The 22,243-nt window shown below is 49.7% G+C and carries 26 protein-coding genes and 1 tRNA gene; 11 read left to right on the plus strand and 16 right to left on the minus strand.

The features are described from left to right. Positions 1 to 22: 22 nt before the first annotated feature. On the plus strand, positions 23 to 1,579 hold the full coding sequence (locus tag ACNQKP_RS16935; RefSeq protein ID WP_417866287.1) for a hypothetical protein: 1,557 nt from the start codon (positions 23 to 25) through the stop codon (positions 1,577 to 1,579). Between the two features lie 3 nt (positions 1,580 to 1,582). Next, on the plus strand, positions 1,583 to 2,944 hold the full coding sequence (locus ACNQKP_RS16940; protein WP_417866289.1) for a hypothetical protein: 1,362 nt from the start codon (positions 1,583 to 1,585) through the stop codon (positions 2,942 to 2,944). 190 nt (positions 2,945 to 3,134) lie between these two features. Here the strand turns inward: ACNQKP_RS16940 and ACNQKP_RS16945 are convergent, their stop codons facing one another. From ACNQKP_RS16945 to ACNQKP_RS16955, 3 genes are all read right to left on the minus strand, one after another. Continuing rightward, positions 3,135 to 5,489, minus strand: coding sequence for a helix-hairpin-helix domain-containing protein (locus tag ACNQKP_RS16945; protein ID WP_417866291.1), 2,355 nt, complete (start codon positions 5,487 to 5,489; stop codon positions 3,135 to 3,137). Positions 5,490 to 5,536: 47 nt separating this feature from the next. Further along, positions 5,537 to 5,755 carry a translation initiation factor IF-1 gene (infA, locus tag ACNQKP_RS16950; protein WP_011163494.1) on the minus strand — a complete coding sequence of 73 codons (219 nt, stop codon included), beginning with the start codon at positions 5,753 to 5,755 and terminating at the stop codon, positions 5,537 to 5,539. Positions 5,756 to 5,838: 83 nt separating this feature from the next. Beyond that, positions 5,839 to 6,465: a hypothetical protein gene (locus tag ACNQKP_RS16955; protein ID WP_417866293.1), complete on the minus strand. Its 627-nt coding sequence runs from the start codon at positions 6,463 to 6,465 to the stop codon at positions 5,839 to 5,841. Between the two features lie 126 nt (positions 6,466 to 6,591). On the opposite strand from ACNQKP_RS16955, the gene lpxD reads away from it, so the two are divergent. Together lpxD and ACNQKP_RS16965 are read left to right on the plus strand one after the other, a co-directional pair. Beyond that, positions 6,592 to 7,638 carry a UDP-3-O-(3-hydroxymyristoyl)glucosamine N-acyltransferase gene (gene lpxD, locus ACNQKP_RS16960; protein WP_417866295.1) on the plus strand — a complete coding sequence of 349 codons (1,047 nt, stop codon included), beginning with the start codon at positions 6,592 to 6,594 and terminating at the stop codon, positions 7,636 to 7,638. A gap of 15 nt (positions 7,639 to 7,653) precedes the next feature. Beyond that, the gene (locus tag ACNQKP_RS16965; RefSeq protein ID WP_417866297.1) at positions 7,654 to 8,019 is read left to right on the plus strand and encodes a hypothetical protein; all 366 of its coding nucleotides are present in this window, start codon (positions 7,654 to 7,656) and stop codon (positions 8,017 to 8,019) included. A 59-nt stretch (positions 8,020 to 8,078) separates the two neighbouring features. On the opposite strand, the gene ACNQKP_RS16970 is transcribed toward ACNQKP_RS16965, so the two are convergent. The 9 genes from ACNQKP_RS16970 to rpmB all read right to left on the minus strand — a co-directional run bounded on the left by ACNQKP_RS16970 (position 8,079) and on the right by rpmB (position 14,209). Then, complete coding sequence (locus ACNQKP_RS16970) at positions 8,079 to 8,453, minus strand: polyketide synthase (RefSeq protein WP_417866299.1); 375 nt, start codon at positions 8,451 to 8,453, stop codon at positions 8,079 to 8,081. Between the two features lie 41 nt (positions 8,454 to 8,494). Further along, positions 8,495 to 8,890, minus strand: a complete 396-nt coding sequence (locus ACNQKP_RS16975; protein WP_417866300.1) for a branched-chain amino acid aminotransferase — start codon at positions 8,888 to 8,890, stop codon at positions 8,495 to 8,497. A gap of 18 nt (positions 8,891 to 8,908) precedes the next feature. Further along, positions 8,909 to 10,033: a THUMP domain-containing class I SAM-dependent RNA methyltransferase gene (locus tag ACNQKP_RS16980; protein ID WP_417866302.1), complete on the minus strand. Its 1,125-nt coding sequence runs from the start codon at positions 10,031 to 10,033 to the stop codon at positions 8,909 to 8,911. A gap of 51 nt (positions 10,034 to 10,084) precedes the next feature. Further along, positions 10,085 to 11,821: a 4Fe-4S dicluster domain-containing protein gene (locus ACNQKP_RS16985; RefSeq protein WP_417866304.1), complete on the minus strand. Its 1,737-nt coding sequence runs from the start codon at positions 11,819 to 11,821 to the stop codon at positions 10,085 to 10,087. A 51-nt stretch (positions 11,822 to 11,872) separates the two neighbouring features. Further along, positions 11,873 to 12,118, minus strand: a complete 246-nt coding sequence (locus tag ACNQKP_RS16990) for a hypothetical protein (protein WP_417866306.1) — start codon at positions 12,116 to 12,118, stop codon at positions 11,873 to 11,875. 139 nt (positions 12,119 to 12,257) lie between these two features. Further along, positions 12,258 to 13,088: a carbon-nitrogen hydrolase family protein gene (locus ACNQKP_RS16995; protein WP_417866308.1), complete on the minus strand. Its 831-nt coding sequence runs from the start codon at positions 13,086 to 13,088 to the stop codon at positions 12,258 to 12,260. Between the two features lie 10 nt (positions 13,089 to 13,098). Then, positions 13,099 to 13,452: a hypothetical protein gene (locus tag ACNQKP_RS17000; RefSeq protein ID WP_417866310.1), complete on the minus strand. Its 354-nt coding sequence runs from the start codon at positions 13,450 to 13,452 to the stop codon at positions 13,099 to 13,101. A 193-nt stretch (positions 13,453 to 13,645) separates the two neighbouring features. Beyond that, on the minus strand, positions 13,646 to 13,906 hold the full coding sequence (locus tag ACNQKP_RS17005) for a 50S ribosomal protein L24 (RefSeq protein ID WP_011163483.1): 261 nt from the start codon (positions 13,904 to 13,906) through the stop codon (positions 13,646 to 13,648). A 15-nt stretch (positions 13,907 to 13,921) separates the two neighbouring features. Further along, positions 13,922 to 14,209 carry a 50S ribosomal protein L28 gene (gene rpmB / locus ACNQKP_RS17010; RefSeq protein ID WP_374035048.1) on the minus strand — a complete coding sequence of 96 codons (288 nt, stop codon included), beginning with the start codon at positions 14,207 to 14,209 and terminating at the stop codon, positions 13,922 to 13,924. Positions 14,210 to 14,403: 194 nt separating this feature from the next. On the opposite strand from rpmB, the gene rpsR reads away from it, so the two are divergent. Next, positions 14,404 to 14,673 (plus strand): 30S ribosomal protein S18, encoded by a 270-nt coding sequence (gene rpsR / locus ACNQKP_RS17015; RefSeq protein WP_011163482.1) that lies wholly within the window; start codon positions 14,404 to 14,406, stop codon positions 14,671 to 14,673. A 76-nt stretch (positions 14,674 to 14,749) separates the two neighbouring features. On the opposite strand, the gene ACNQKP_RS17020 is transcribed toward rpsR, so the two are convergent. Beyond that, the gene (locus tag ACNQKP_RS17020) at positions 14,750 to 15,142 is read right to left on the minus strand and encodes a hypothetical protein (protein ID WP_417866312.1); all 393 of its coding nucleotides are present in this window, start codon (positions 15,140 to 15,142) and stop codon (positions 14,750 to 14,752) included. Positions 15,143 to 15,287: 145 nt separating this feature from the next. Between ACNQKP_RS17020 and ACNQKP_RS17025 the strand changes: the two genes are divergently transcribed. Continuing rightward, positions 15,288 to 15,494 (plus strand): hypothetical protein, encoded by a 207-nt coding sequence (locus ACNQKP_RS17025; protein WP_417866314.1) that lies wholly within the window; start codon positions 15,288 to 15,290, stop codon positions 15,492 to 15,494. Here the strand turns inward: ACNQKP_RS17025 and ACNQKP_RS17030 are convergent. Further along, complete coding sequence (locus ACNQKP_RS17030; protein ID WP_011163479.1) at positions 15,491 to 16,153, minus strand: hypothetical protein; 663 nt, start codon at positions 16,151 to 16,153, stop codon at positions 15,491 to 15,493. The two genes, ACNQKP_RS17025 and ACNQKP_RS17030, sit on opposite strands and share 4 nt — an antisense overlap. A gap of 82 nt (positions 16,154 to 16,235) precedes the next feature. Between ACNQKP_RS17030 and ACNQKP_RS17035 the strand changes: the two genes are divergently transcribed. The 5 genes from ACNQKP_RS17035 (at position 16,236) to ACNQKP_RS17055 (ending at position 19,505) form a co-directional block, all read left to right on the plus strand. Next, a tRNA-Pro gene (locus ACNQKP_RS17035) sits at positions 16,236 to 16,312 on the plus strand. A 131-nt stretch (positions 16,313 to 16,443) separates the two neighbouring features. Beyond that, the gene (locus tag ACNQKP_RS17040) at positions 16,444 to 16,635 is read left to right on the plus strand and encodes a hypothetical protein (RefSeq protein WP_417866316.1); all 192 of its coding nucleotides are present in this window, start codon (positions 16,444 to 16,446) and stop codon (positions 16,633 to 16,635) included. A gap of 131 nt (positions 16,636 to 16,766) precedes the next feature. Continuing rightward, complete coding sequence (locus ACNQKP_RS17045; RefSeq protein ID WP_417866318.1) at positions 16,767 to 17,489, plus strand: endonuclease I family protein; 723 nt, start codon at positions 16,767 to 16,769, stop codon at positions 17,487 to 17,489. Between the two features lie 149 nt (positions 17,490 to 17,638). Continuing rightward, entirely contained in the window at positions 17,639 to 18,682 is a 1,044-nt protein-coding gene (locus tag ACNQKP_RS17050; RefSeq protein ID WP_417866320.1) for a hypothetical protein, read from the plus strand. Positions 18,683 to 18,761: 79 nt separating this feature from the next. Then, positions 18,762 to 19,505 (plus strand): hypothetical protein, encoded by a 744-nt coding sequence (locus tag ACNQKP_RS17055; protein WP_417866322.1) that lies wholly within the window; start codon positions 18,762 to 18,764, stop codon positions 19,503 to 19,505. Between the two features lie 65 nt (positions 19,506 to 19,570). Here ACNQKP_RS17055 and ACNQKP_RS17060 read toward each other — a convergent pair whose 3' ends face one another. Both ACNQKP_RS17060 and ACNQKP_RS17065 read right to left on the minus strand, forming a co-directional pair. After that, positions 19,571 to 21,106 (minus strand): methyl-accepting chemotaxis protein, encoded by a 1,536-nt coding sequence (locus ACNQKP_RS17060; RefSeq protein ID WP_417866324.1) that lies wholly within the window; start codon positions 21,104 to 21,106, stop codon positions 19,571 to 19,573. 48 nt (positions 21,107 to 21,154) lie between these two features. Next, on the minus strand, positions 21,155 to 22,075 hold the full coding sequence (locus ACNQKP_RS17065; RefSeq protein ID WP_374028016.1) for a MerR family transcriptional regulator: 921 nt from the start codon (positions 22,073 to 22,075) through the stop codon (positions 21,155 to 21,157). Between the last annotated feature and the right edge of the window lie 168 nt (positions 22,076 to 22,243).

The following is a 22,243-nucleotide window of genomic DNA, read 5'->3' on the forward strand; positions in this document are numbered from 1 at the left end:
CACCTCTGACGCAGGAGTGATTATGAGCATTAAAACAACGCTAGCCGTCTTGAGCTTGTCGAGCCTTTTGACAATGGCGCTGCCTTTTGCGGCACAGGCGTCTGTTGCGGCCCGTTGTGAAGGCATATTCACTTTTGCCAAGGCCGAGAAAAACGATCCCCGCGCCTTTGAAAACCTGACTAAATACGAGCAGCTTTTCACCAAAGGTCGTGGTCTTGAAACTTACAAGATTGTTCTGGGCAAGGACTTTGCCCAATCCCTTTCCCGCGTTCTGCAAAAGCAGGATGGCCACTGGTTTGATTCTGGTGCGGGCCATGCCTTCGCGGTACGGCAGGCACTGCAGTCTCCGGAAGGCCAAAATCTGAAGTCCACCGTTGTCGCCTATGAAACATCCGCCAAATCTGCGGAACGCCTGAATGTGATTTCCGGCCGTTTCCTTGAGACCATTGCCGACAAAGAGATCGCCAAAAGCGATCTGATCACTGATGTCTTCGGCCCCCTGGCCTATTCCGGCCAGCCCCATCAGGTGATGCAAAAGTACCTGAACAACCTGAAGCCCGACGGTGAAATCTTCATCTTCCTGGGCGCGCGCCATGAACTTTACGGTGAGTTCAATAAGGTCATCACCGCCAAGGGCGAAGTCCTGAACCTGGGCCAGTGGCTGGAAACCATTCCCGGTATTCGCGCCGAGCTGGTAAAAACCCCGAAAGAGGACGATGGCACTCACTACGAAATGTGGACCATCAAAATCACCAAAACCGACGTCAACGCAACCGTTCCAGCGGTGGAAATGGTTCACTTCAAAGAAGGCGCCCCACCGGTGATGTCTTTTAAAGAGGTCGCCAATCAGGGCCTCACCAACCACGCTTCACTGCAGGAAAAAGCCCGCGCCACCTTCCGGGAAAGAAGCAAAAGTATCACAGCCACGGAATTCCTGGACGCCTTCCGCGGCGGCGAACTTCGCCACCCGCTGATCGCCAGCATCAAAGGCCTTAAGCGCGAAGACCGCTGGGTGAATTCATCCGAAGTCGGCGCACAGGTGTTCAGCGGAATGAAAAACAAAGACTATGATTATAGCGACACATCAGTGTTCGTGGGCCTTGCGCAAAAGTTCATCCGTTGGAGAGCTTCGCGCATCAACACCGATAAAATCAATTACACACCCGTTTCAGATTCAGCTCTGCTGAAAGACGTGCGCGACGTGAAACTGATCACCGACTATCACGGTGACTTTATGTCCTCATTTGCGCCGGACGTGGTGCTGGGTCGTTACCTGGAATCCTTGTCCAACAAAGGTGAGATCTACCTGTACACAGGAAAAGAGTACGGTGGCTTTGGCTCTGACAGCATGGTCATGCGCAAAGATGGAATACAGATGCCTCTGCGCCAGTGGTTGCGCCAGATTCCGGGCGTGAACACCAGCTTGTTCCGGGGTGGCTACCACTGGACCGGTGGCGAATGGACCTTCCTGAAGGTCACTATCAAGGATCGCAATAAAATTAAAATACCAAAACTAAAACTGATGGGAACCACGGAAGGCAAAGACGGCCTTCCGCTTCCTTTCTTTGAGGAAATTTAAGTCATGAACGTTTCTGCTGTACTGTTAAGCCTGCTACTGGTCACCTCGGCCTCGGCCCATGCCGCCACCTCCCCGTCCTTCACGGCGGCGGAAGAGGCCGTCTTGACAAACATTAAAACCAAAACCATCGAGCTGGTCGAAAGACAAAAGCTGGAGGCCGAAAAACTGCGCCGATGCTTTGCCTTCATCACCTTGTGTGATCCGGACGTGAAAGAAAAACTGCCGCTGATCCGCAACGCCATCAAACAAAAGTCCGAGGAGTACCGCCTGCTGGTGGGCCTGGCCAACGCACAAAGCCTGATGACTTCAGCGTCCTCGGCCCGCATCGGCATGACCCTGCCATTTGTGCAGTATGAAACAAGATTCGACAAGGATCAGACGGAAATGAAACTGATCCGTCGTCTGTATCAGGAGGACTACCGCGCGATGGCCGATAAAGCCGCTGAGATGTTCAAGGACAAACCAAAAAGTCCTTACGTGAACATGGAAGGCTATATCATCCAAAACGAACTTTCCACCGCGAGGCAGTTTTATAACATGCAAGCCCTGCTGATCATTCATCAGGTGCCCTTTGTGATTTACATGAAAACGGACAGGGCTCCGGATCAGGAAATCGCCGTGGCCCTGGGTAAATACATCGAGCGCGTGAACAAGGCCCTGGGCGAGCTTTACGACACACAGAAAAACCCTCTGGAAAGCTTCCTGGTGTATGAGCCGATCGTAAAAAGTATTGTGGAAGAAAGTCCGCAGAACAAAGCCATCATCGAAAACCTGCTGCGCCAGCAAAAACACGCTGTGGGCCTGAAAGCGTGGATTGAAAGAAACTCTCCAAGCATTAAATTGGCCGCCCTTTCCACTTGTTCTCTGGTAGCCGCAGTCCTGCAGGCATGGCCGGTGTCTTTGGCTTGCGGAGGCACGGCCGCCGCCATCACTGGCAAACAGCTGTATGATGACTATCACCGCATGCGCGACAACTTTGCCCTATGGCTGACCGGAGCACAAAGCCACACGGCTTTGAAGACGTCCGAGGCCCGCGTGATGTATTCGACTTTGGCTTTGTTCTTTGCTGGACAGAGCGTGGGTAACACATTGCTTGCGATTGAAACAAGTCTGGTGGCCACGCTGTCGAACCTTCCCACGGTGGCGGCAGCCCGTTTCACCAGCCTGACCGCTCTTCGCGAAGGCAGCATCCGCTTTGCTTCCCGCACGATTGAAATGAAAGGCAAGGATCTGGGTGCCAGCATCTTTGCGGCTTCCTATGCGAACGTCACCGATCACGATTTAAAGACAACCCGTGAAGACCGTATCTTTACGTACAAGGATCTGCTGCTGCTTCAGGAAGCGGCGCAGACCACGAAGCCTTAAGAGGCCAAGACACCCCTTAAAAAACAAAACCCACAACCGGTTAAAGTTGTGGGTTTTTTATTTTCAAACTGGAAAGCGAATTACTTGCGGATTTTCGCTCTGTACATACGCTTCTTGGTCAAGATGCGTTTTTTTCTGTGGCGGATACCTTTTTTGGATTTACCTTTAGCTGCCATTTTAGTTCTCCTTATTATTTCTTATTTGTCGGAACATTCATCAAAGCTGCAAACGGGTTGTTGAACGGGTTTGCAGGTTTCATTGGAGCCTGAGCTGGTTTACCAGCCGGCGGACGCTGACCCTGACCCATTGGGCGGGAAGCACCACGGTTTTCCGGACGTCTTTCACCACGACCCTCACCACGGTTCGCAGAAGCTTCTGGAGCATCGTCCATCTTCATCGTCAAAGAGATCTGGTTTTTAACCACATCCACTTTCAAAACTTTTACTGTCACATGGTCACCTGGGTTCACCACTTTACGAGGATCATCCACGAACTTGTGAGACAATGCAGAGATATGCACCAGACCATCCTGGTGAACACCGATATCAACGAACGCACCAAAGTTAGTCACGTTAGTCACGATTCCCGGGCAGATCATACCTTCAGTCAGATCCTTCACTTCCATGATGTCATCACGGAACTGGAACACCTTGAACGGATCACGCGGATCACGGCCTGGTTTTTCAAGCTCTTTGACGATGTCATCAAAGGTGAATTCACCCACCAATTGAGCCCATTTGGTTCTTTGGGAAACCAGTTTTTTCGCGCCTTCACCGATAACATCAGACAAAGACACACCCAGGTCCTTCGCCATGTCCGTCACCGCCTGGTAACGCTCAGGGTGAATACCCGTGGAATCAAGAACCTGTTTGCTTTGTGGAATTCTCAAGAAACCTGCTGCCTGTTCGAAAACCTTGGCAGAGAATTTAGGAACTTTCAAAAGCTCAGTACGGTCGTTGAACAGGGACTTCTTACGTGCCTCAACGATACCTTTCGCCAATGCCGGGCCGATACCCGCCACGTGGGAAAGAAGCGCTGCTGAAGCCGTATTCACATCAACACCCACGTTATTCACGCAGGACTCAACCACTGCTTCCAGGGACTTTTTCAACTGGGACTGATTCACATCGTGCTGGTACTGACCAACGCCGATGGATTTAGGATCAACTTTAACCAGCTCTGCCAACGGATCCTGCAAACGACGCGCGATAGAGATCGCCCCTTTTACAGTCACGTCCAGATCCGGGAACTCTTCACGAGCCACTTCAGAAGCCGAGTAAACGGAAGCTCCGGACTCAGAAACCATCACAACCGGGATGTTTTTACCCAGGTCTTTCAGGACTTTCTTCAGGAAGGCTTCGGTCTCACGACCGGCAGTTCCGTTACCGACGGCAATCGCCTCGATCTGGATCTGCTTCATCACGTCGCCGAACAGAACTTTTGCTTTTCTGTCAGCATCGTCACCCAAAGTGTAAAGAACGGTGTGAGAAATGAAAGCACCGGATTTGTCGATCAGAGCCACTTTACAGCCTGTTCTCAAACCAGGATCCACGCCCAATACACATTTTGGTCCGTACGGGGACGCCAGCAAAAGCTTACGCACGTTTTCAGCAAAGACTGTGATCGCATCCTGATCCGCTTTTTCTTTCAACTGACGGTGAACTTCGTTCACAACAGATGGAAGAACGTAAACGTTCAATGCCAGACGAGCACACTGTTTCAGGTAGTCGCCGATCGCATTGTCCGGAGTGGATGTTGCGAAGTTTTCATAGGATTTCAAAATAGCTTCGTCGTCGCCTTTAACGTCAACGGTCAGCTCTTCTTCCTGCCAGCCACGTCTCATCGCCAGATAGCGGTGATTGTTTTTCGCGTCCAGAAGGTTCTTAACCGGCTCTTCAAATTCCTTGTACATTTCATACTTGGAGTTTGCTTTGTAGCCTTTCGCCGCTTTAGCCACCACACGACCGCTGTCGTTGTAGTTTTTCGCCACCATCGCACGAAGTTCCGCATCATTGGCGATTTTCTCGACGATGATGTCCTGTGCGCCTTTAAGCGCTTCTTCGTAGGTTGCGATTTTCGCAGTTGGATTGAGGAAGTTCTTCGCCTTCATCTCCATGGTCTGATCGTCTTTGATCGTGCCATGACCCATATCCCAGATCCAGTTTGCCAAAGGTTCCAAGCCCGCTTCGCGTGCGATGGTCGCCTTGGTTTTCTTTTTCTTCTTGAATGGTTTGTAGATTTCTTCCAACTCGCCCAGATCCCAGGAAAGCTCGATACGCTTCTGGATTTCTGCCGTCAGGTTGTTTTGTTCGCCGATTTCTTTAATCAGGAACGCCTTACGTTTGACGATTTCGTTGTAAGTTTCGTGACCTTCGATAACCGCGCGGATTTGGACCTCGTCCAAATTGCCGGTTTTCTCTTTACGGTAACGTGCGATGAACGGAACGGTTGCCCCTTCAGCCGCAAGTTCGATCACAGCCTGTGCTGACTTTGCGGTAACGGTGGGAGCAATACGAGCCAAATAACTCTGAAGAGCCTGATCCATAGAACCTCTAGATTTAATTGGAAATGTTAGAAGATATTAAATCGGTATTATTTATGACGGAATTGGATCAAGCCGTGAGATGGGTCGTAAGGAGATACCCCTACGCTCACACGGTCACCAACAACCACACGGATATTAAAGCGTCTCATTTTTCCGCAAAGCTTTGCGTTAATGATAACTTTATTATCAAGTTCAATTTTGTATAGACCACCCGCCAGGGCGTCGATCACTTTTCCGTCAATTTGTACCAAATCGTCTTTTGCCATGCAGATAAATTTCTAGGTCAGTTTCCGGGGCCTTGCAATAGTTTTCTGCCCATCGCACCCCGAAACATGAGTTTTGGACTTACTTAAGACAGCTTTCTATTGCTGATCAGCATGCGTTTTCCGTCCTCAAAAAGGACTTCCAAACGATCGTATTCATTGGAAAGGATAAAGCCCCAGCCGAAAATTTTGTGCTGCAGTGGAGTTTTCGCCTCGAATTGGCCGGAAATACTGTAGTTCGGGGCTTTCATGGCTTTGTACTTCTCGTGAAGTTCGTGCCATTTCACCTGATCATCAGACATTCCAGTTTTGTCGATTTTGACCTTTTTTTCTTTTTTCGGAGCTTCGACTTCTGCCGGAGCATCTTCAACCAGCTTCAGCTTTCTCTCTGACTTTTCTGCCTTCGGAGCTTTTTCCGCTTTCGCCGCTTTCGGAGCAGGCGCTGCTTTTTCTGCTTTGACTGGTTTTGCCGGAGCCGGAGCCTCTTTTTTTACTGGAGCTTTGGCCGCTTTCACTTCTTTCGCCGGTTTTGCGGCTGCTTTTTCAGCGGCCTTGGGAGCAGCTTTTGCCACAGGCTTCGCAGCAGGTTTCGCAGCCGGCTTGGCAGGTTTTGCCGCCTTCGCAGGGGCTGCCTTAGCCGGGGCTTTTTTCGCCACAGGCTTTGCCGTTTTCTTTGCCGCAGGTGCTTCCTTTTTCGCTGCTTTTTTTGCCATCGCGTTTCCTCTCCAAAATTAAAGGTGAGAAAGAATCAAAAAGTGTCTATATAAGCAGCTTTATACTATCACCCAGTGTCTTGACATCAAAAAAATAATAGTAAAGTGTTAGCGCGAGGCATCACTATGATCACAGCAGAAGTCATTAAAGAGTTAAATTCTTCCGATTTGAACTTCGTCTCCGGCCCACTTTCCGCCGTAGCATCGAAGGTTCTTCCCCCTGAACAGTGCGATTCTGAAAGCCTGGTATTTGTGTCCAAGCCGGATCAACTGGCGCTGGCGCTGAAAGCCCAGGCCCCGATTATCGTGGCTCACAAATCCCTGACCGTTCCGACGGACAGCAAGGCTGCGTTCTTCACTGCGGGTTCCGTTCAACTGGGTATGGCCGCAATTCTTCCGCTGTTTGACGGCAAGATGAACCGCTTCAATCAGACGACGAAAATCCACCCAACGGCGATCGTTCACGAGACCGCTCATCTGGGTAAAAACGTCGGCTTGGGCCCTTATGTGGTCATCGGAGAACATGCCAAGATTGGCGACGGCGCAACCATCGGCGCTCACACCGTGGTGGAATCCCACGCTGAAATCGGCGATCACACTCTTTTGCATCCCCATGTCTTTGTCGGGTCCCACTGCGTTCTGGGGTCTCATTGTGAAATCCATCCGCACACCACCATTGGTTCGGACGGATTCGCCTTTGCGATGCAAAAAGACGGCACTCAGAAAAAGATCCCGCAGATCGGCCGCGTGGTTATCGGCAACAATGTGGAGTTGGGTGCGAACTGCGCCATTGACCGCGCCGCTTTGACTGAAACCCGCATCGGCAATGGGACCAAAATGGATAACTTCTGTCACATTGCCCATAACGTGATTATCGGAGAAAACAATGTGATGGCTGCCAAGTTCAGCATCGCAGGATCCAGCAAAATCGGTAACAACTGCATGTTCGGCGGCGAAGTGGCGATTTCGGACCACATCACTGTCGGCGACCGTATTGTAATCGCAGGTCGCGGTGCCGTGACTTATAACCTGACTGAACCGGGTCAATACGGTGGCTACCCGCTGGAGCCACTGCGTGATGCCCTGAAAACCCTGACCAACAAAACCCACCTCACCCGCCTGCGCAAAGACGTGGCGCGCGTCGTGAAACACCTGGGCCTGAAAGACGAATAACAAGGAGATCCCTCAATGACATATCAGTTTTATAAAATCATGCACTTCCTGGGTTTGATGACCCTGTTCTTCGGTTTGGGCGGTCTGCTGGTGGCGAACTATGCCAAAGTGACTTTGACCAAACAAGCCCGCATCATGACGTTCGTGACTCACGGGGTGGGTTTGATGCTGCTTTTGATTGGTGGCTTCGGGATGATGGCTAAATTGGGCATCATGGCCGCCATGCCAAGCTGGCTGTACGGCAAATTGATCATCTGGATGCTTTTGGGTCTGGCGGTTTCTTTGATCAAAAGAAAAGGCTATATCGGCTGGCCAATCACCATCCTGCTTTTGGTTCTGGGAACCACGGCGGCGATCTTTGCGATCAACAAACCGTTCTAACTAAATCACATGCCTTAAAAACAAAAAACCGAGGTGATGAACCTCGGTTTTTTTATTGTCTACTGACGGGTGCACTGAACGCGGGCTGAAGCGAAGTATTCCCAGCCGGAATCGTTCTCTTCATATTCCAAAGTGCCCTGACCGTTGTCAGCCACTTCCAGTTTCACAAAGTACTCCGTTCTGCTGCCCAGAGCTGTTGTCAGCTTCGTCATACCACCGATGGTGCGGTACAATCGTGTGTGCTCGCCCACCCAGCTGTTTTCAAAGTCTGCGCTTGAGAACTTCACTTCAGCATAGTCATTCACATCAACAGAAACAGTGATAGCCACCGGAACCTGCTCTTCCGTCAGGCCCTGACAGGAAAACTTCTTAGCCGCCAGGGAAGGAACAGAGAACAACAAGGGTGCTGCCATCGCCAACATCAACTTTTTCATCTTTTACTCCAATTAACCGTACTGCAACAAAATCAAACAACTTACTGAATCGGTTCAGCCAGCTCGCACTGAACAGTGAAACCCTTCAGCGTCGACTTCACCCAGGAAACCTTCTGACCGGATATTTCCACAGAAGACTCTGTTTCGCCAATCATCAGGTTCTGCAAAAAGATCAAAGACTCCGGAATCGCACCGCTGATGTCGTCCTCAATGAAAAGCTGATATTGAATTTTCAGCTCAGCATCCCCGAACTGGATCTGCGAAAACTTCGCATAACCAATATCGGTTTTAACGTTCATCATATATTCGGAATGCCCTTTCAGAACCACGCCGTCATTCAACAGACGGCAGTCGATTTTCTGATAGACATCCTTGGAAGTCAGTCCCGCCATCGCCGAAACCGGCAAAAGCATCATCACAGCCAAAAGCAGTTTCATATCCCCTCCCCTTATTCCTTAGAACATGGAATATTTAAGGAAACGGCACTCAATGTTTCCGTTGAACACGAAGTGCTTGCGCGTGGATTTCAGTTTCAAATCCGCGATCAGCTCTTTGTTGCCGGAAAGGATCCATGCGTCCCAGCCCTTGAATCTGTGCTTCATGGTGAAGCTCAGGTCACGGTACACGTCACGCAGGTTGTCTTCATCGCCGATACGCGCGCCATACGGCGGATTCACGATGATCAGACCTTTTTCAACCGGTGGCTCCACTGTCGCCACGGATTCTTTTTTGAATTCGATAACTTCATCAACACCGGCACGCTTGGCGTTGTCTTTCGCGTTCATCAAAACACGTTTGTCGATATCAAAGCCATAGAACTTGAAATCAAGTTCCTCTTTTTCTGCATCCATGGCTTCCTGGATCACTTTTTCCCAGGTTTCTTCTTCATAGTTCAACCAGTTCTGGAAACCAAAACCTTTGCGGTTGATACCCGGAGCAATGTTCAAGGACATCATTGCGGCTTCAATCAGGAATGTCCCGGAACCGCACATGAAATCCACCAGCGGGCTTTGACGGTCCCACTCGGACAAACGCAGCAGACCCGCTGCCAGGTTTTCTTTCAACGGAGCTTCGCCGACTTCTTTGCGGTAACCACGCTTGAACAAGCTGTCACCGGAAGTGTCGATCGCGATATTAAACTGATTTTTGATCGCGCGAACGTGAATACGCAGGTCCGGGTTGGTGTTATCCACATCCGGGCGCACACCGAACTTTTCGCGGAATTGATCCACGATAGCGTCTTTGACTTTCATCGCAACAAAACGCTGGTCACGCATTTTGGATTCATTGACGCTGGCGTCGATGGAGATCGTCTGATTCGGTTTGATGTATTTGGTGAAATCGTGACGAAGAATCTGGCTGTACAGTTCTTCCGGCTGATAAGCCGTGAAATCCAATACTGGCTTCAGAATACGGCTGGCCAAACGGGAATGAAGGTTCGCTTTATAGCAGCCTTCCCAGTTGCTTTCGAAGAACACACCGCCGATGTAGCGATCAGTGACCTTCAGGCCAAGCTCTTTCAATTCAAGTTCCAGGGGTTCAACAAGTCCACGGGCTGTGGAGGCAAAAAACTGAGGCATGGGACTGAGCCTTTCCTTTGTTAAGAAAGCCCAGTCCGAACGCCAGGCTTCCTATGTTTCGCGGTATTGTGGTCCACCGCCCCCTTCAGGAACGGTCCACTCGATGTTTTCGAATGGGCACTTAATATCACAAGTTTTGCAGTGAATACAGTTGGTATAATTGATTTGTAGATCCTTCTTACCTGCCTCTTTTGTAGACGGCACCATCTCATAAACCGCCGCCGGGCAGAAATGATTACATGGTGATTTGTACTGAGGCTCACATACGGTACGGCAGATATCCCCATCCTTCAAAATAAGGTGGTTTGGAGAGTCCTCGTCGTGCATGGTCCCGGTCAGGTAAACACTGGATAGCTTATCAAAGAACAACTCACCGTCGGCTTTAGGCAGCTTGTTGTCCTCGTGATCCAGGCCATAAGGGCCCCAGATATCCAGGACTTTTTCAGTGGTTTCAGCGTCGATATGGTCAATCGGCATTGGGTCCTGCAGGCCACGGCCGCCCGTCAGCTCTTGCAGGGCCAACAGAGGCATGCTTTCCACGATGCCCTTGCTGAGTGCCTGGTGGAAGTTACGAACGCGGTAAAGCTCTTCTTTTACGAAGCCGGCTTCGATACGGTCGGAATAACCCTTGGTCACTTCCTCAGAGAAATCGCCACCTTTGATCAAACCGTCAATAACGGCTTCCGCCGCCTGCATGCCAGATTTCATCGCCAAGTGGATACCCTTAAGCTTCTGCACGTCCACCATGCTGGCAGAGTCACCGCAGACCATAAAGCCGTTACCGTACAGTTTCGGCATGGAATACCAGCCACCTGCAGGCAGGGTCTTACCACCGTAAGCGATCACTTTACCGCCCTTAAGCATGCTTTGCAGGAACGGATGAGTTTTCAGTTTTTGCAGTTCACGATGTGGATCCAGCAATGGATCCTGAGTATCAAGGTACGCCACAAGGCCCACGATGATCTTGTCCCCTGGGATGGTATAGATGAAAGTACCACCGATGGATTTGGACAGAGGGAAGCCCATGGTATGGATGACCTGGCCGGCTTCCACCGTGCCCGGAGGCATCTGGATGATTTCCTTCACGCCTTCTTCGAAGACTTCTTTGTTTTTACCGGCGCGCAGGTCCAATTTCTTTTCAACCTGACGGAACAGGGAACCACGAGTCCCTTCGGCAAAGATCACGACCTTGGATTTCAAAATCAGACCCGGCTCGAAGTTTGCTTTTGGATTGCCGTGTTTGTCGCGGCCTTTGTCGCCGGTGCGAACGCCGACGATCTTGTCGCCTTCATACAACGCTTCCACCGCCGCAAAGCCCGGGAAGATGTTGATGCCTTTTTCTTCACACTTTGTGCCCAACCAGCGGTTGAACTTGCTCAAAGAGATAATGTAATTGCCTTCATTGTGGAACGGCGGAGGAGTGATTGGCAGTTTGAAAGAGAAATCAGAACCCAGATAGTAAACCGCATCTTTTTTGACTTCGGAGTCAATCGGGCAGCCTTCTTCTTTGAAGTTGGGAATAAGTTCAGCCAAAGCCTTCGGATTCAAAACCGCGCCCGAGAAACTGTGCGCGCCCACTTCCGAAGCCTTCTCCAGAACAACGATCATCTGTTCCGGGATTTGCTCACCCTGCTTTTTACCGGCAGCAACATCTTCGTTGTGTTTTTGAATTTGATTTTGCAGATGCAAAGCGCAGGACATACCCGCGGAACCACCACCGACGATCAGGACATCCACGTCCATCGTTTCGCGTGTTACACCTTCTGGCAGTTGATCGTATACAGACATATTCTCTCCATTCAATTCAATACAAAAACTCGAAACCCGGGGCTGGCGGCCCTATTCTTCCATCGGCTCGTCTTTGACTTCCGCCTGCGGAGCCAGCTTGCGCGCCGGAGTGGCCAGTTGGGACTGAACCTTCAGCTCCTCTTCATCCCGTCCACCGGGATAAAGACGCTTCTTGGCCTTCATTGCAATCTCTGCTTCACGGGCCTCATCGTACTGAGGTTCAGCGGCGTCCTGCGCGTGCGCAAATGGAACACCTACTGAGGATAGCAGAAACAAACATAAGAAAACTCGGATCATAACCCGCTCCTGTCTTCCGCGCTTCGCGCGCATATTAAAAGCTAACTGAGAAAGTTGTCATTAGAAATAGTGCAGGAATTCTGGTTTTCAGTCCAGAACTCTGGCGCGGCCCAGCCCATGTTTTTCGAGGGGTAAACACCTAACCTACGGGAAGGCGGCGGTGGAACTTCATCGGTATTTGGCGTCGAACAGAATCGATCCGCTCGCGTGTGAATTTAGAGATCGTCACCCCAGGCTCGCGCTTTTCAACCTGGCCTACAACGGCCCCCCAAGGGTCGATAATCAGGCTGTGGCCATAGGTTTCCCGGGTACCACCACGAAGCCCCTTATGAGTGCCCCCTTGAGCGGCAGCAATCACATAAGACTGATTCTCAATCGCACGGGCTCTGAGCAGAATTTCCCAGTGCGCCTCACCGGTTTTCACCAGGAACGCTGCTGGCAGCAGAATCACATCCACCTCACGACGGGCGTACTGCGAAAACAATTCGGCAAAACGCACGTCATAGCAGATCGCCTCGCCGACCTTCCAGCCGTCGATGTCGATCACATTCGGAGTCTGCCCATGGCGAAACACATCGGATTCACGGATCGGCTCCTGACCTTCCAATTGGATGTCAAACAAGTGCATTTTCTGGTACGTGGGCTGAACTTCCCCTTCCGGAGTGATCAGCGTCGAGGAATTGTAAAGATGCCCCTCAAGATACAGAGGGATCGAGCCCAGGTGCAGATAAGTATTGTATTGCTTTGCCAGCTCGGAAAGACGCGCAAAGGCCGGGTGACTGAGAGTAAGCCCCTCGATCTTTTCGCCTTCTTTCAGGCGCAGATACAGGCAGTTTTCAGGGAAAGAAACAAAGCGCGGTTGCGCGGTTTTGAAGGCTTCTTTTAAGAGCTCTTCCATCTGAGCCACGTTGGTTGTTACATCATCGACCGAAGTCATTTGCACTGCTGCGACAACCAACTCTGAACTCATCAAGGACCTCTTACTCTTCAGCGTTTAACAAAACATTGGAAGTGCGCGCCTCTTTGACTTCGCGGCAGTTCCATTTGGCTTCTTCCAGATTTTTTCGGACATTTGTTACGAAGTCATGGCAGGACTGATGATTTTGTCCAGAGCCGATGGTTTCATCCACACCTTGTTTCGTGTAGATCGCGCGGCAGATTTGATCAGAACCAATTTCTACACGCAGAGTGCGAACCGTCTTGTTGCTTTTGCAAAGAACAAGAGACTCACCGAGCTCAGCCGCGTGACCGAAGGACGAAAAAAAAAGCACCGTGATCGTCGCCGACAACAGTGCTTTTATGTTTTTTGCTTTAGAGATTTGGTCCTGTTTCAAGCTGCTCTCCTCTTTTAACAAGTCGGGCGAAATTAATGTTTCTAAACCCAACTTAGATTTTACGCAGCTATGTAAGAGACTAAAACGAAGAGATCGCCTTAAGGACCAAATTTAGACTTTGTCTTAGGCAAACTTTGCCCGGTTGACCTTTACTCCGGCAAAGCCGGAGTGTGGGCGGAACCGGACTTTAAGACTAAGCGGACTTAGACTTAGTAGCCTTTTTGGAAGTCTTCTTCTCTTTAGAAGCAGCTTCTACCAACTTCACATTGGAGTAGTCGATGAAGCCTTCTTTTTTCAAAAGACCGTCTTTTTTGTCGTAGTGTGTTTGTACTTTCACACCTTGAACTTGGATTTTCATAGCGTTAGCGTCTACAGCGATAACAGTGCCCTTCTTACCTTTGTCAGAGCCTGTGATAACTTGTACTGTCGCGCCTTTTTTGATTTTCAATTTCATTGTGGCCAACCTTAATTAGTTCTTAGAAGAAATTTTCTTTTTGATTCTCATCTTAACGGCCATAGCTCTTTTAGAAAGCTTGGAATCGTCTTGATTAAGGATGTAGTTATCAAAACCACCTACGTGCTCCATATCACGGATAGCACTAGCTGCGATTTGAAGTCTTACCATTTGGTTCAAAACGCGGCTAAAGATGCGTTTTTTCTGAACATTTGGTAGAGCAGTCGATTTTGTTTTAATGTTGGAGTGGGATACCAAGTTTTTAACAACTGGGCCTTTTCCGGTTACTTCACATTTGCTCATTCTAAGCTCCTCTGGCTCTCTTACATAGGGCACCCCTTCGGATGCCTTAAAACTAGCTACAAGTCTGGGTTGGCGCCTATTGGCGCGAAAAACAAGAAACAACCATATAAAGTAAAAAGACACTTGATGGCAACTGTTTTTTCTCGTATACACAAGAACTCGCTAACCAACAGGAAATCGAAAGTAGGATAGTAATGAAAAAGACAACACGTAGCAAATACCGTCAGGAATTCTCTGGTGACCACGTATTCGATTACAAAGATCCAGCATCTTTGACTCGTTTTATCGGTGACGGTGGTAAAATCACTCCATCCAGAATCTCTAAATTGTCCGTTGCTCAACAAAAAAGAGTAGCAGCAGCAGTTAAGAAATCCCGTAACTTGGCTCTATTGCCATCTGGTTCTGACTCTTACGATACATTCCACAGAGCAGAAGCAATCTCTCCAGTTCCTTTCGAGATCTAATCCGAAACGAATAAGAGTACTGATTTCCTGATTGGAAAGACAAAAAAGCCGGTGTGAAAACCGGCTTTTTTGCGTTCTAAGCCTTCTCCCGGCTGACTTTCCACCAGCTCCAGACCGTCGCCGCCATCATCAGCATGTAACTTTTACTCGACCACTGATGCAGCACCGGCCCGGGAATTCCAATAAAAGACAGTTGTTCAAACGGGACGCCCCAGTTCGCAAGCCTGATACCTAATATAGGTAACGCAAACAGGGTCCAGAACTGCATAACAACCACGAACCAGACAAACTGGCTGAGCTCCGCCCGGCGGTACTCCACAACCATCATAATGACAGGAAGCGCCACAAATAGAACCCCCGCCAGGGTGGCCGCGATCTGACGATCCGGGATGCCCCTGAACAAGGCCATCACCGCCAAGATCACAATCACTTCCGCTATCAAATATCCTAGAAAAGCATTTCGTCTCATATCCAAGAAGCTAGTCCACCCCCGCAGACAACTCAAGGGGGAAGCTTGCCCAGCACCCGTTTATTTTGATTTGAAGGCCGAACTGTCCGGCAACCGCCTTGCAATAGGGGTTATCCGAACAACGAAACCTTTTAAGGGGGCTTTAATGGAAACCAACGAATTGAAACTTTTGAAACTGCAAACCGAACTGAAATCTTTTGGCCTGAACCCGGCTGAATGGAGCCTGCAAAAGATCCAAGCCCTGGGATATCTGCTTCAGAACACCCAGGACGAAAAGTTCGCTATGTATGGACGACTTGAATACCGCGACAAAAAACCTCGCTGGAAATCCCTGGAGGTGCTGTCGCTTTAATAGACCTCGCAACGGACCGAGAACAAACTGCGATTCCAGATATCCTGCTCTGAAAGAACCTGCGTGGCCTTACGAGGCTCGACAGCCACCAGAGCCGGATCCGCGGAAGGCGGCAGTTCTTCGCCCGGGAATTTTTCATAAACTTTTTTACGGAAGTTCGTCCACGCCTCTTCCCCGTTAGCCCGAGTATAGATGTTCTTCAAACGACAGAAGATCGCGATCTCGGCATCTTGCATCCATCCAAAACGCTCAAGCCCCATTTCCGGAGGCTTGGTTCCCCAGGCCAAACGCGCCATCAATTCAATCCCATCATTCAAGTTGGAACGAACTTCATTAATCCCATACAACTGGGAGGTACATTCGGCCGAGGACTTGCCGACGGCGTCGGCCACCTCGCGCAGGATCGTGAAGTACTCATAGCAGGACCCCGCACTGTTCCCCAGCTGACAGGCCTCTTTGGCGCGCACGATGGTCGGCGGAATTTTCGATTTCTTGTAGTCAGTGGGGAAGATGTTGCCTTTTTGCAACTCTTTGAAAGCTTCAGCCTGGGTGTCACAAACTGAATGAGGCGGGCTCATGATCATGAAGGCAATGATGGCAACCACCAGGACCAAAATGGCAAGAACAGGCTTCGGCAAAGAGTTCAGAAAGTTTTCCATGAAAAAAAGGGTACTAATATTACGCGTTAGAATCTAGTAGTTTGACAAGAGGCCTAGGGATTATGTAGTTTTCTGACTCTGTCGGGGAGTAGCGCAGTCTGGTAGCGCATCTGGTTTGGGACCAGAGGGTCGTAGGTTCGAATCCTATCTCCCCGACCATTTTTCTCTCCAGCCTTTGGCTGGGAAAAATGGTTGTCTGCACTTCGGCTTCGCCGAAGTAAGACCTAAAGTTTAATTTTATAAAGCCTTTTGAATCACTTCAAAAGGCTTTTTTCGTTTCAGGAGCGATTATGTCTCAGCCTCAAGATCCAAAAAACCAGCCCCTGCCCGCCAATACTTCTGAACAACTGACTGCCGAAGCGGAACTGCTTGAAGAAAACTTTGAATCCGCTGACACCCTTGAGGATTTCACAAGCGCACTGATGGAAAGCCTGACCGCGAAACTTCACGCCAATATTGATGAGATTTTTAAGAACAAATAGTTTTGTCAGGAATTCGTTTTTAAAATCAGCCGCACCTAGACATCCCACCTTTCATGATTGAAACACTAAAACCCCTTTGATACTCGTGAAATGTCTACAAGGGGGGAACTGTGGGCCGTTCATTATTATTTTTGTCATCTGTACTTCTTTTAACTTCAATCGCAGCCAAAGCCGATCTTCGCGGCGATCTTAAAAAAGAAGTCACTTCCAAGCACGATCCAATTTCTTACGACAAAGCCCAGGTAGAACTGCTTGGCAACGTCGCTCTGATCCGAATGACCGACGGCTCTTATGCAATCGATGAAGTCTATTGCTCAACACCTTATGGCAAAACCCATCTAGGAAACGGCGTCGGCCCAGGAAAAGAACCTGCTTCCACGATCATCAACGTTGAACACACAGTCGCTCAATCCTGGTTCAAAGGACGACACTATTTCAATGTCGGCAAAGCAGACCTGCACCACCTTTACCCGTCTGATTCCAGAGCCAATTCCATGCGCGGCAATTTCGCATTTGGGGACGTGGGCACAATTAAAAACATGCCAAAGTGTTTTGATGAAGAAAGACATGACATCGACACAGAATCCAAACTGGGCAGCGGCGGCGACCGTGAGCTGGTGTTTGAACCACCTGTAAAACACAAAGGCAATGTTGCCAGAGCGATCTTCTACTTCGCGGTTCGCTATGACTTCCCAATCCCAGCTGCACAGGAAGCAACCCTGCGCCGCTGGAACAAACTTGATCCCGTGGATCAGGCGGAAGTGGAGCGCAACAATGCCATTGAAAGAATTCAAGGCAATCGCAATCCATTCATTGATCACCCAGAATACGTTGATCAAATCTCTAAATTTTAGTCCTAGACTCGCCAGCGATCGCGGAATACGCGATCGCCCCATATTGCCCCTCTGTGCAGGGCTTATGCAGTAGCCACACCCCATACAACAAACGATCGACTTTCAGCATGGCATGACTCTGGCTTCATATCGAAGTGTCGGAGGCCTCTATGAAGTCTGTCCTGTCTGCCTTATTGATCCTTGTAAGTTCAACAGCTGTCGCCAATCCAGTCATCAACCAGCTGACCGAACGCCGCGAGCAGATCCGTTCTTGGGTGTCCCTCTGTCGCGAGAATCCTTGGCAGGGAACGTTTTCATCCACCAAAACTCACTGTGACCATGGGGATCTGATGATTTTTGCCGGGCTCAGCTGCATGGCTGCCACACTGGCCGGAGACTCTATCACCAGCGAGGCCCGCTGCCGCGATATCGAACTTTCCCAGGGGCACGATGGCCGCTGGTGGCGCGGCCCCATGCATGTGGACACGGACTTTGAAGGCAGCAGCTTCAGTCGCGATCAGTTCCGAGGAATCGTAGCCTATATGATCTCTTACGGACTTCTGACACGCGAGCCGGAAAAAAACGAAAAAGCCCGGCGCGCCATGATGTCCTGGCTTAAATACCTGGAGCAGGAAAAAGGCAACAATATGTGCGACGACGGCAAAGGAATGTTTTCCTCCTGCCATATGCGTGGCTCAACTTTGAATCTGACCTATTTGGTGCTCAGCGCACTGGGCATGGAAAGCGATGCCAAACGCACTCTGGGTGAAGACTCCCGCCTGTGGAAAAAGATCTACGGTGCGCGCGCTGATCACAAAAGCCTTCTCAACGAACTGGAAATTCTGTTTGCCGAAAAGGGCTATCCTCTTCACTTGAAAGCATCAAGTGTCCTTTTTCACCGGCTGCTAGGTTACTATCAGCACTCTGCCACGGCCAAATCCCGTATTCGTCACACAGTGAAAGCACTGGAAAGAAAAGACCCCGGCAATCCTTTGTTTGAATTCCTGGATAAAGGATCGTCCCCGGAGGTTATCGCGAAAGTTCTGCAACGATGTCCGGTGCAGGCTCCAACAGGCCCCAACGATCACACGGACTGGCAATGGCAGCGGGACTCTTCCGAACAAACTTGGAAGCGCGCCAATGGTTGGGATTGCATCTATATGCTGAACCTGCTGATCGCCCACCAAAATAAAAGGCTGACATGGGTGTGGTAAGCCGGGTTTGCGCCCTGGCACCCCAAGTTTGCAAAATTACAACTTCGCAAAAACAGGTTCTCCAAAATCATATTTGCTCATGCAAAACCTGTTTTGCGATACAATCGCCACAATGAAGTGCTCTCTTGCTCACCTCGCCATTCTTTGCCTCATCATATTTTCTGGAGTTCAAAGCTACGGAAAATGCTCCAAAGCCCTTAGGATTTCCGTTGCCGAAAGCTGGCCACCTCAAGTCCTTAGAATATTGGACGGCTTTAAACAGCCTTTCAAAGATATAGGCTGCGAAGTGATCTTTAAAAAAGTTCCCCTGTCACGATCACTCTTACTGGTGTCCAAACATGAACTCGATGGCGACACGTTCCGGATCGCAGGTTTTGAAAATGAAATCCCTCATCTCCTGCGCGTTCAAACGCCAATGGCCCGCCTAAAATACTATTTCTACAAAAATGCAGGCAGCCGCCTGAACCTGGAGCAACCAAAGACTCTGCGTGGCCGCAAAACCTGCCTTACCCTGGGCAACAGGCTGCGAAGTCAGGTCGCCAAAGAACTTCAGCTGGAGGTGCTTGAAGCCTCGAACACAGTGCAATGTCTAAGAATGCTGGCCACCGGAAGAATTGATGTCTTTTTTGGTCCCATCATTGAGGTGCAAGATCCGGCACTGAAACAATACAACGAAGCTTTAATTCGCGCGAATCAGCCTTACACAATTGCCAATCTGTACATCTACCTCAACGACAATCACAAGAAAGTCGCAGAAAAACTCGAGCCGATTTTAGGAAAATATTTTATCAGTGACGACGCCCCACCAGAACGCAGTCTGTAACGGCTCCCTGTCTATTCCGGGACTCTGCCGGAACAGACAGGGGTGCGATGAAAATTCAAACCATATCAGGCGGCACGCAAAGTGCGTTTTTTCGGCAGCGCTTGGGCCTTCAGGACCTCATCAGTTCCCTCTGACGCGGCCGCGGACTCTGCCTGATCGGATTTGCCGGATACAACCTTTTTAAGAACACGCACATTCCCCAGCAAAGATTCAGCCTCCGCAGACAGCTGCTCCGCTGCGGCTGCCGCTTCCTCTGAGGCCGCAGCATTCTGCTGGGTGATCTGATCCAGCTGATTCATTGCTTTACCGATTTGGGCAATGCCATGGGATTGCTCTTCACTGGCCGTCGCAATTTCCGTGTTAAGATCCGCAACTTTTTTTACTGCATTTACGATTTCCGCCAGAACCTCACCGCCCTGATTGGCTTGTCGGCTGCCCGCATCGATCTTCTTAACACTGTCATCAATCAGGGATGCGATGCTCTTTGCAGACTCAGCACTTCGATGCGCCAGACTGCGCACAGCCTCTGCCACAACTGCAAAGCCTTTTCCCTGTTCGCCAGCCCGAGCGGCCTCCACAGCCGCATTCAAAGCCAACAGATTGGTTTGAAAGGCAATATCGTCAATTACTGAAGTGATCTCCGCGATCTTTTTAGAATCCGATGAGATGCTCTGGATGGACTGAATCAGCGTTATGATCTCTTTTTCGCCTTTAATGGCCGTCTCTCGGGTTGATGATGCCAGAGAAGCTGCCTGCTTGGCGTTTTCCGAATTAACGCGAACCATGGCCGTCAGCTCCTCCATCGTCGCCACGGTCTCTTCCAACGAGGACGCCTGTTGCAAAGCTGCCTGAGACAAGGATTGAGAGGAATGTGCAATATGTCCAGCAGCGTCCGTCACATTACTTGCCCCCTCAGCAAGATCCCCTGATACGGCTGAAATTGATTTTGAAAGAGACAGAGCAAACATCACACTGATAGTGACTCCTGCGATCATTCCCAGGGCGATAATTATCGCCATGCTTCCATCTGTGGTTCTCGTTGTCGATCGGGCCTCTTTCACATACTGAACGCCGCTGGCTCTTTGGAAAGCCACAAGTTTTGTCATGGCGTCGTCATAGACTTTAGCCGCTTTGGGACAGTCATATAGGAATATTTCCAGCATCTTTGCACGGTCTTCTGGCTTACCAGTGCGGGAGTACTCGATGACTTTCCCGCCAAGATCTTTAAATGCCAACCACGCAGCATCGACCTTTTCATATAGCTCCCGCTCGCCTTTCTTAAAGTTCACACGCAGATATTGCTGTTTGTGCACTTCATACTCGGCAATATTGGCTTCGACATCTTTGATAAAGTCAGCTTCTTGTTCTGTCGTCAGCCCCGGCAAACCCAAGCTTCGCAAACTGATTCTGACACCGCGAAAATTCATGTACATCTGATCCGCGGACTCAATATTGGGAAGAACGCCGTCGGTGACTTTCTCATAACTGTCAGCAACTTCTCGCATCCCGTAGAATGCAAAACCTCCAACCAGCACCGGAATAGCGGACATGAAAGCACCAAGAAGTAAAAGTCTGCCTTTTAAACTAAAATTCGACCCCATTTTGACGCTCCTTTGAAAAGTACAAATAAAAACAATTCGAATTAAAAACTACGTGGCTGAATGTAACAACAGCTCCATTTGCGCGACCGCCGAATGCAGATTGCCACCAACCAAAGAAATATGCTTTGATTCAGGAAGTTCCTGCACCCTCAGCTCGGCCAGGCATGGACCACCCACCACGACGCACTTCATTTTTTCAAGTTCATTCCAGTTTTTTTCAATGTTTTCCGACTCAATAGCTGACAAACAGACAATGTCAGGCTCAATGCCTTCATACGCATGAAGCAAGTCATCCATAGGCAAATTCACCCCGAGGTAATAAACCTGCCAGCCCTTCAGCATTAGGTAAGCCGCGAGAACAATCAACCCACCCTCGTGCAACTCGCCCGGCGGAGTCGTCAATAGTACTTTGGGTTGATTCACACCAACTCTGTTGGATTTAAAATAGTTCAACAAACGAGTGCGCAGGAAGTTCCAGCTGAAATGCTCCTGCGCGATATTAATACGCGAGTTTTCCCAATCTTCTCCAACCTTCATAAGAAGTTTTGGATAGACCATCTCCAACAGATCCGTCTCGCTTAAGCGCATACCAAGACGGGAAAGATACTGCTCAGCCAGTTCCATATCGTATTTGTAAAGAGCCTTTAAGACCTGACTAATCCCCTCATTCAGAGGCTCCACAAAAACGGGTGAAGTCGGCTGCGATATGGCAACGGCCGTATCTGATACGGGTGAAGTTCCTTTTAAAACCCTCTCGATGGCCTCTAGTATCTTGATCCCGTTCTTGCACAGGCTCACCACTTCACGTATCTTTTGGACCTCTTCCACATGGTAAAGGCGATGTCCCCCCTCCGAGCGCTGAGGCTTGGGAAACCCATAACGTTTTTCCCAGTTACGAAGAGTCGCCTGGGAAAGCCCCGTCAGTTGGTTGACCTGATCAATGTCTAGAAGCGCATCAGAGATTACCATGTTAATCACCTTATCGGATGTTTTGATTAATTCATGATAGCTTCGGATAGATTTTTTTTAATCAAAAATTATGAAATCTAATCGCTTTGTTGCCATAAGATTCTCAATACTAGACAAAGGACCGGGTGACTGAGTCACTTGCTTCGTGACTGCTGCAAATGGAGCCCT

It is taken from the genome of Bdellovibrio bacteriovorus, assembly GCF_048286975.1.
GTDB classification, from domain to species: domain Bacteria; phylum Bdellovibrionota; class Bdellovibrionia; order Bdellovibrionales; family Bdellovibrionaceae; genus Bdellovibrio; species Bdellovibrio bacteriovorus_H.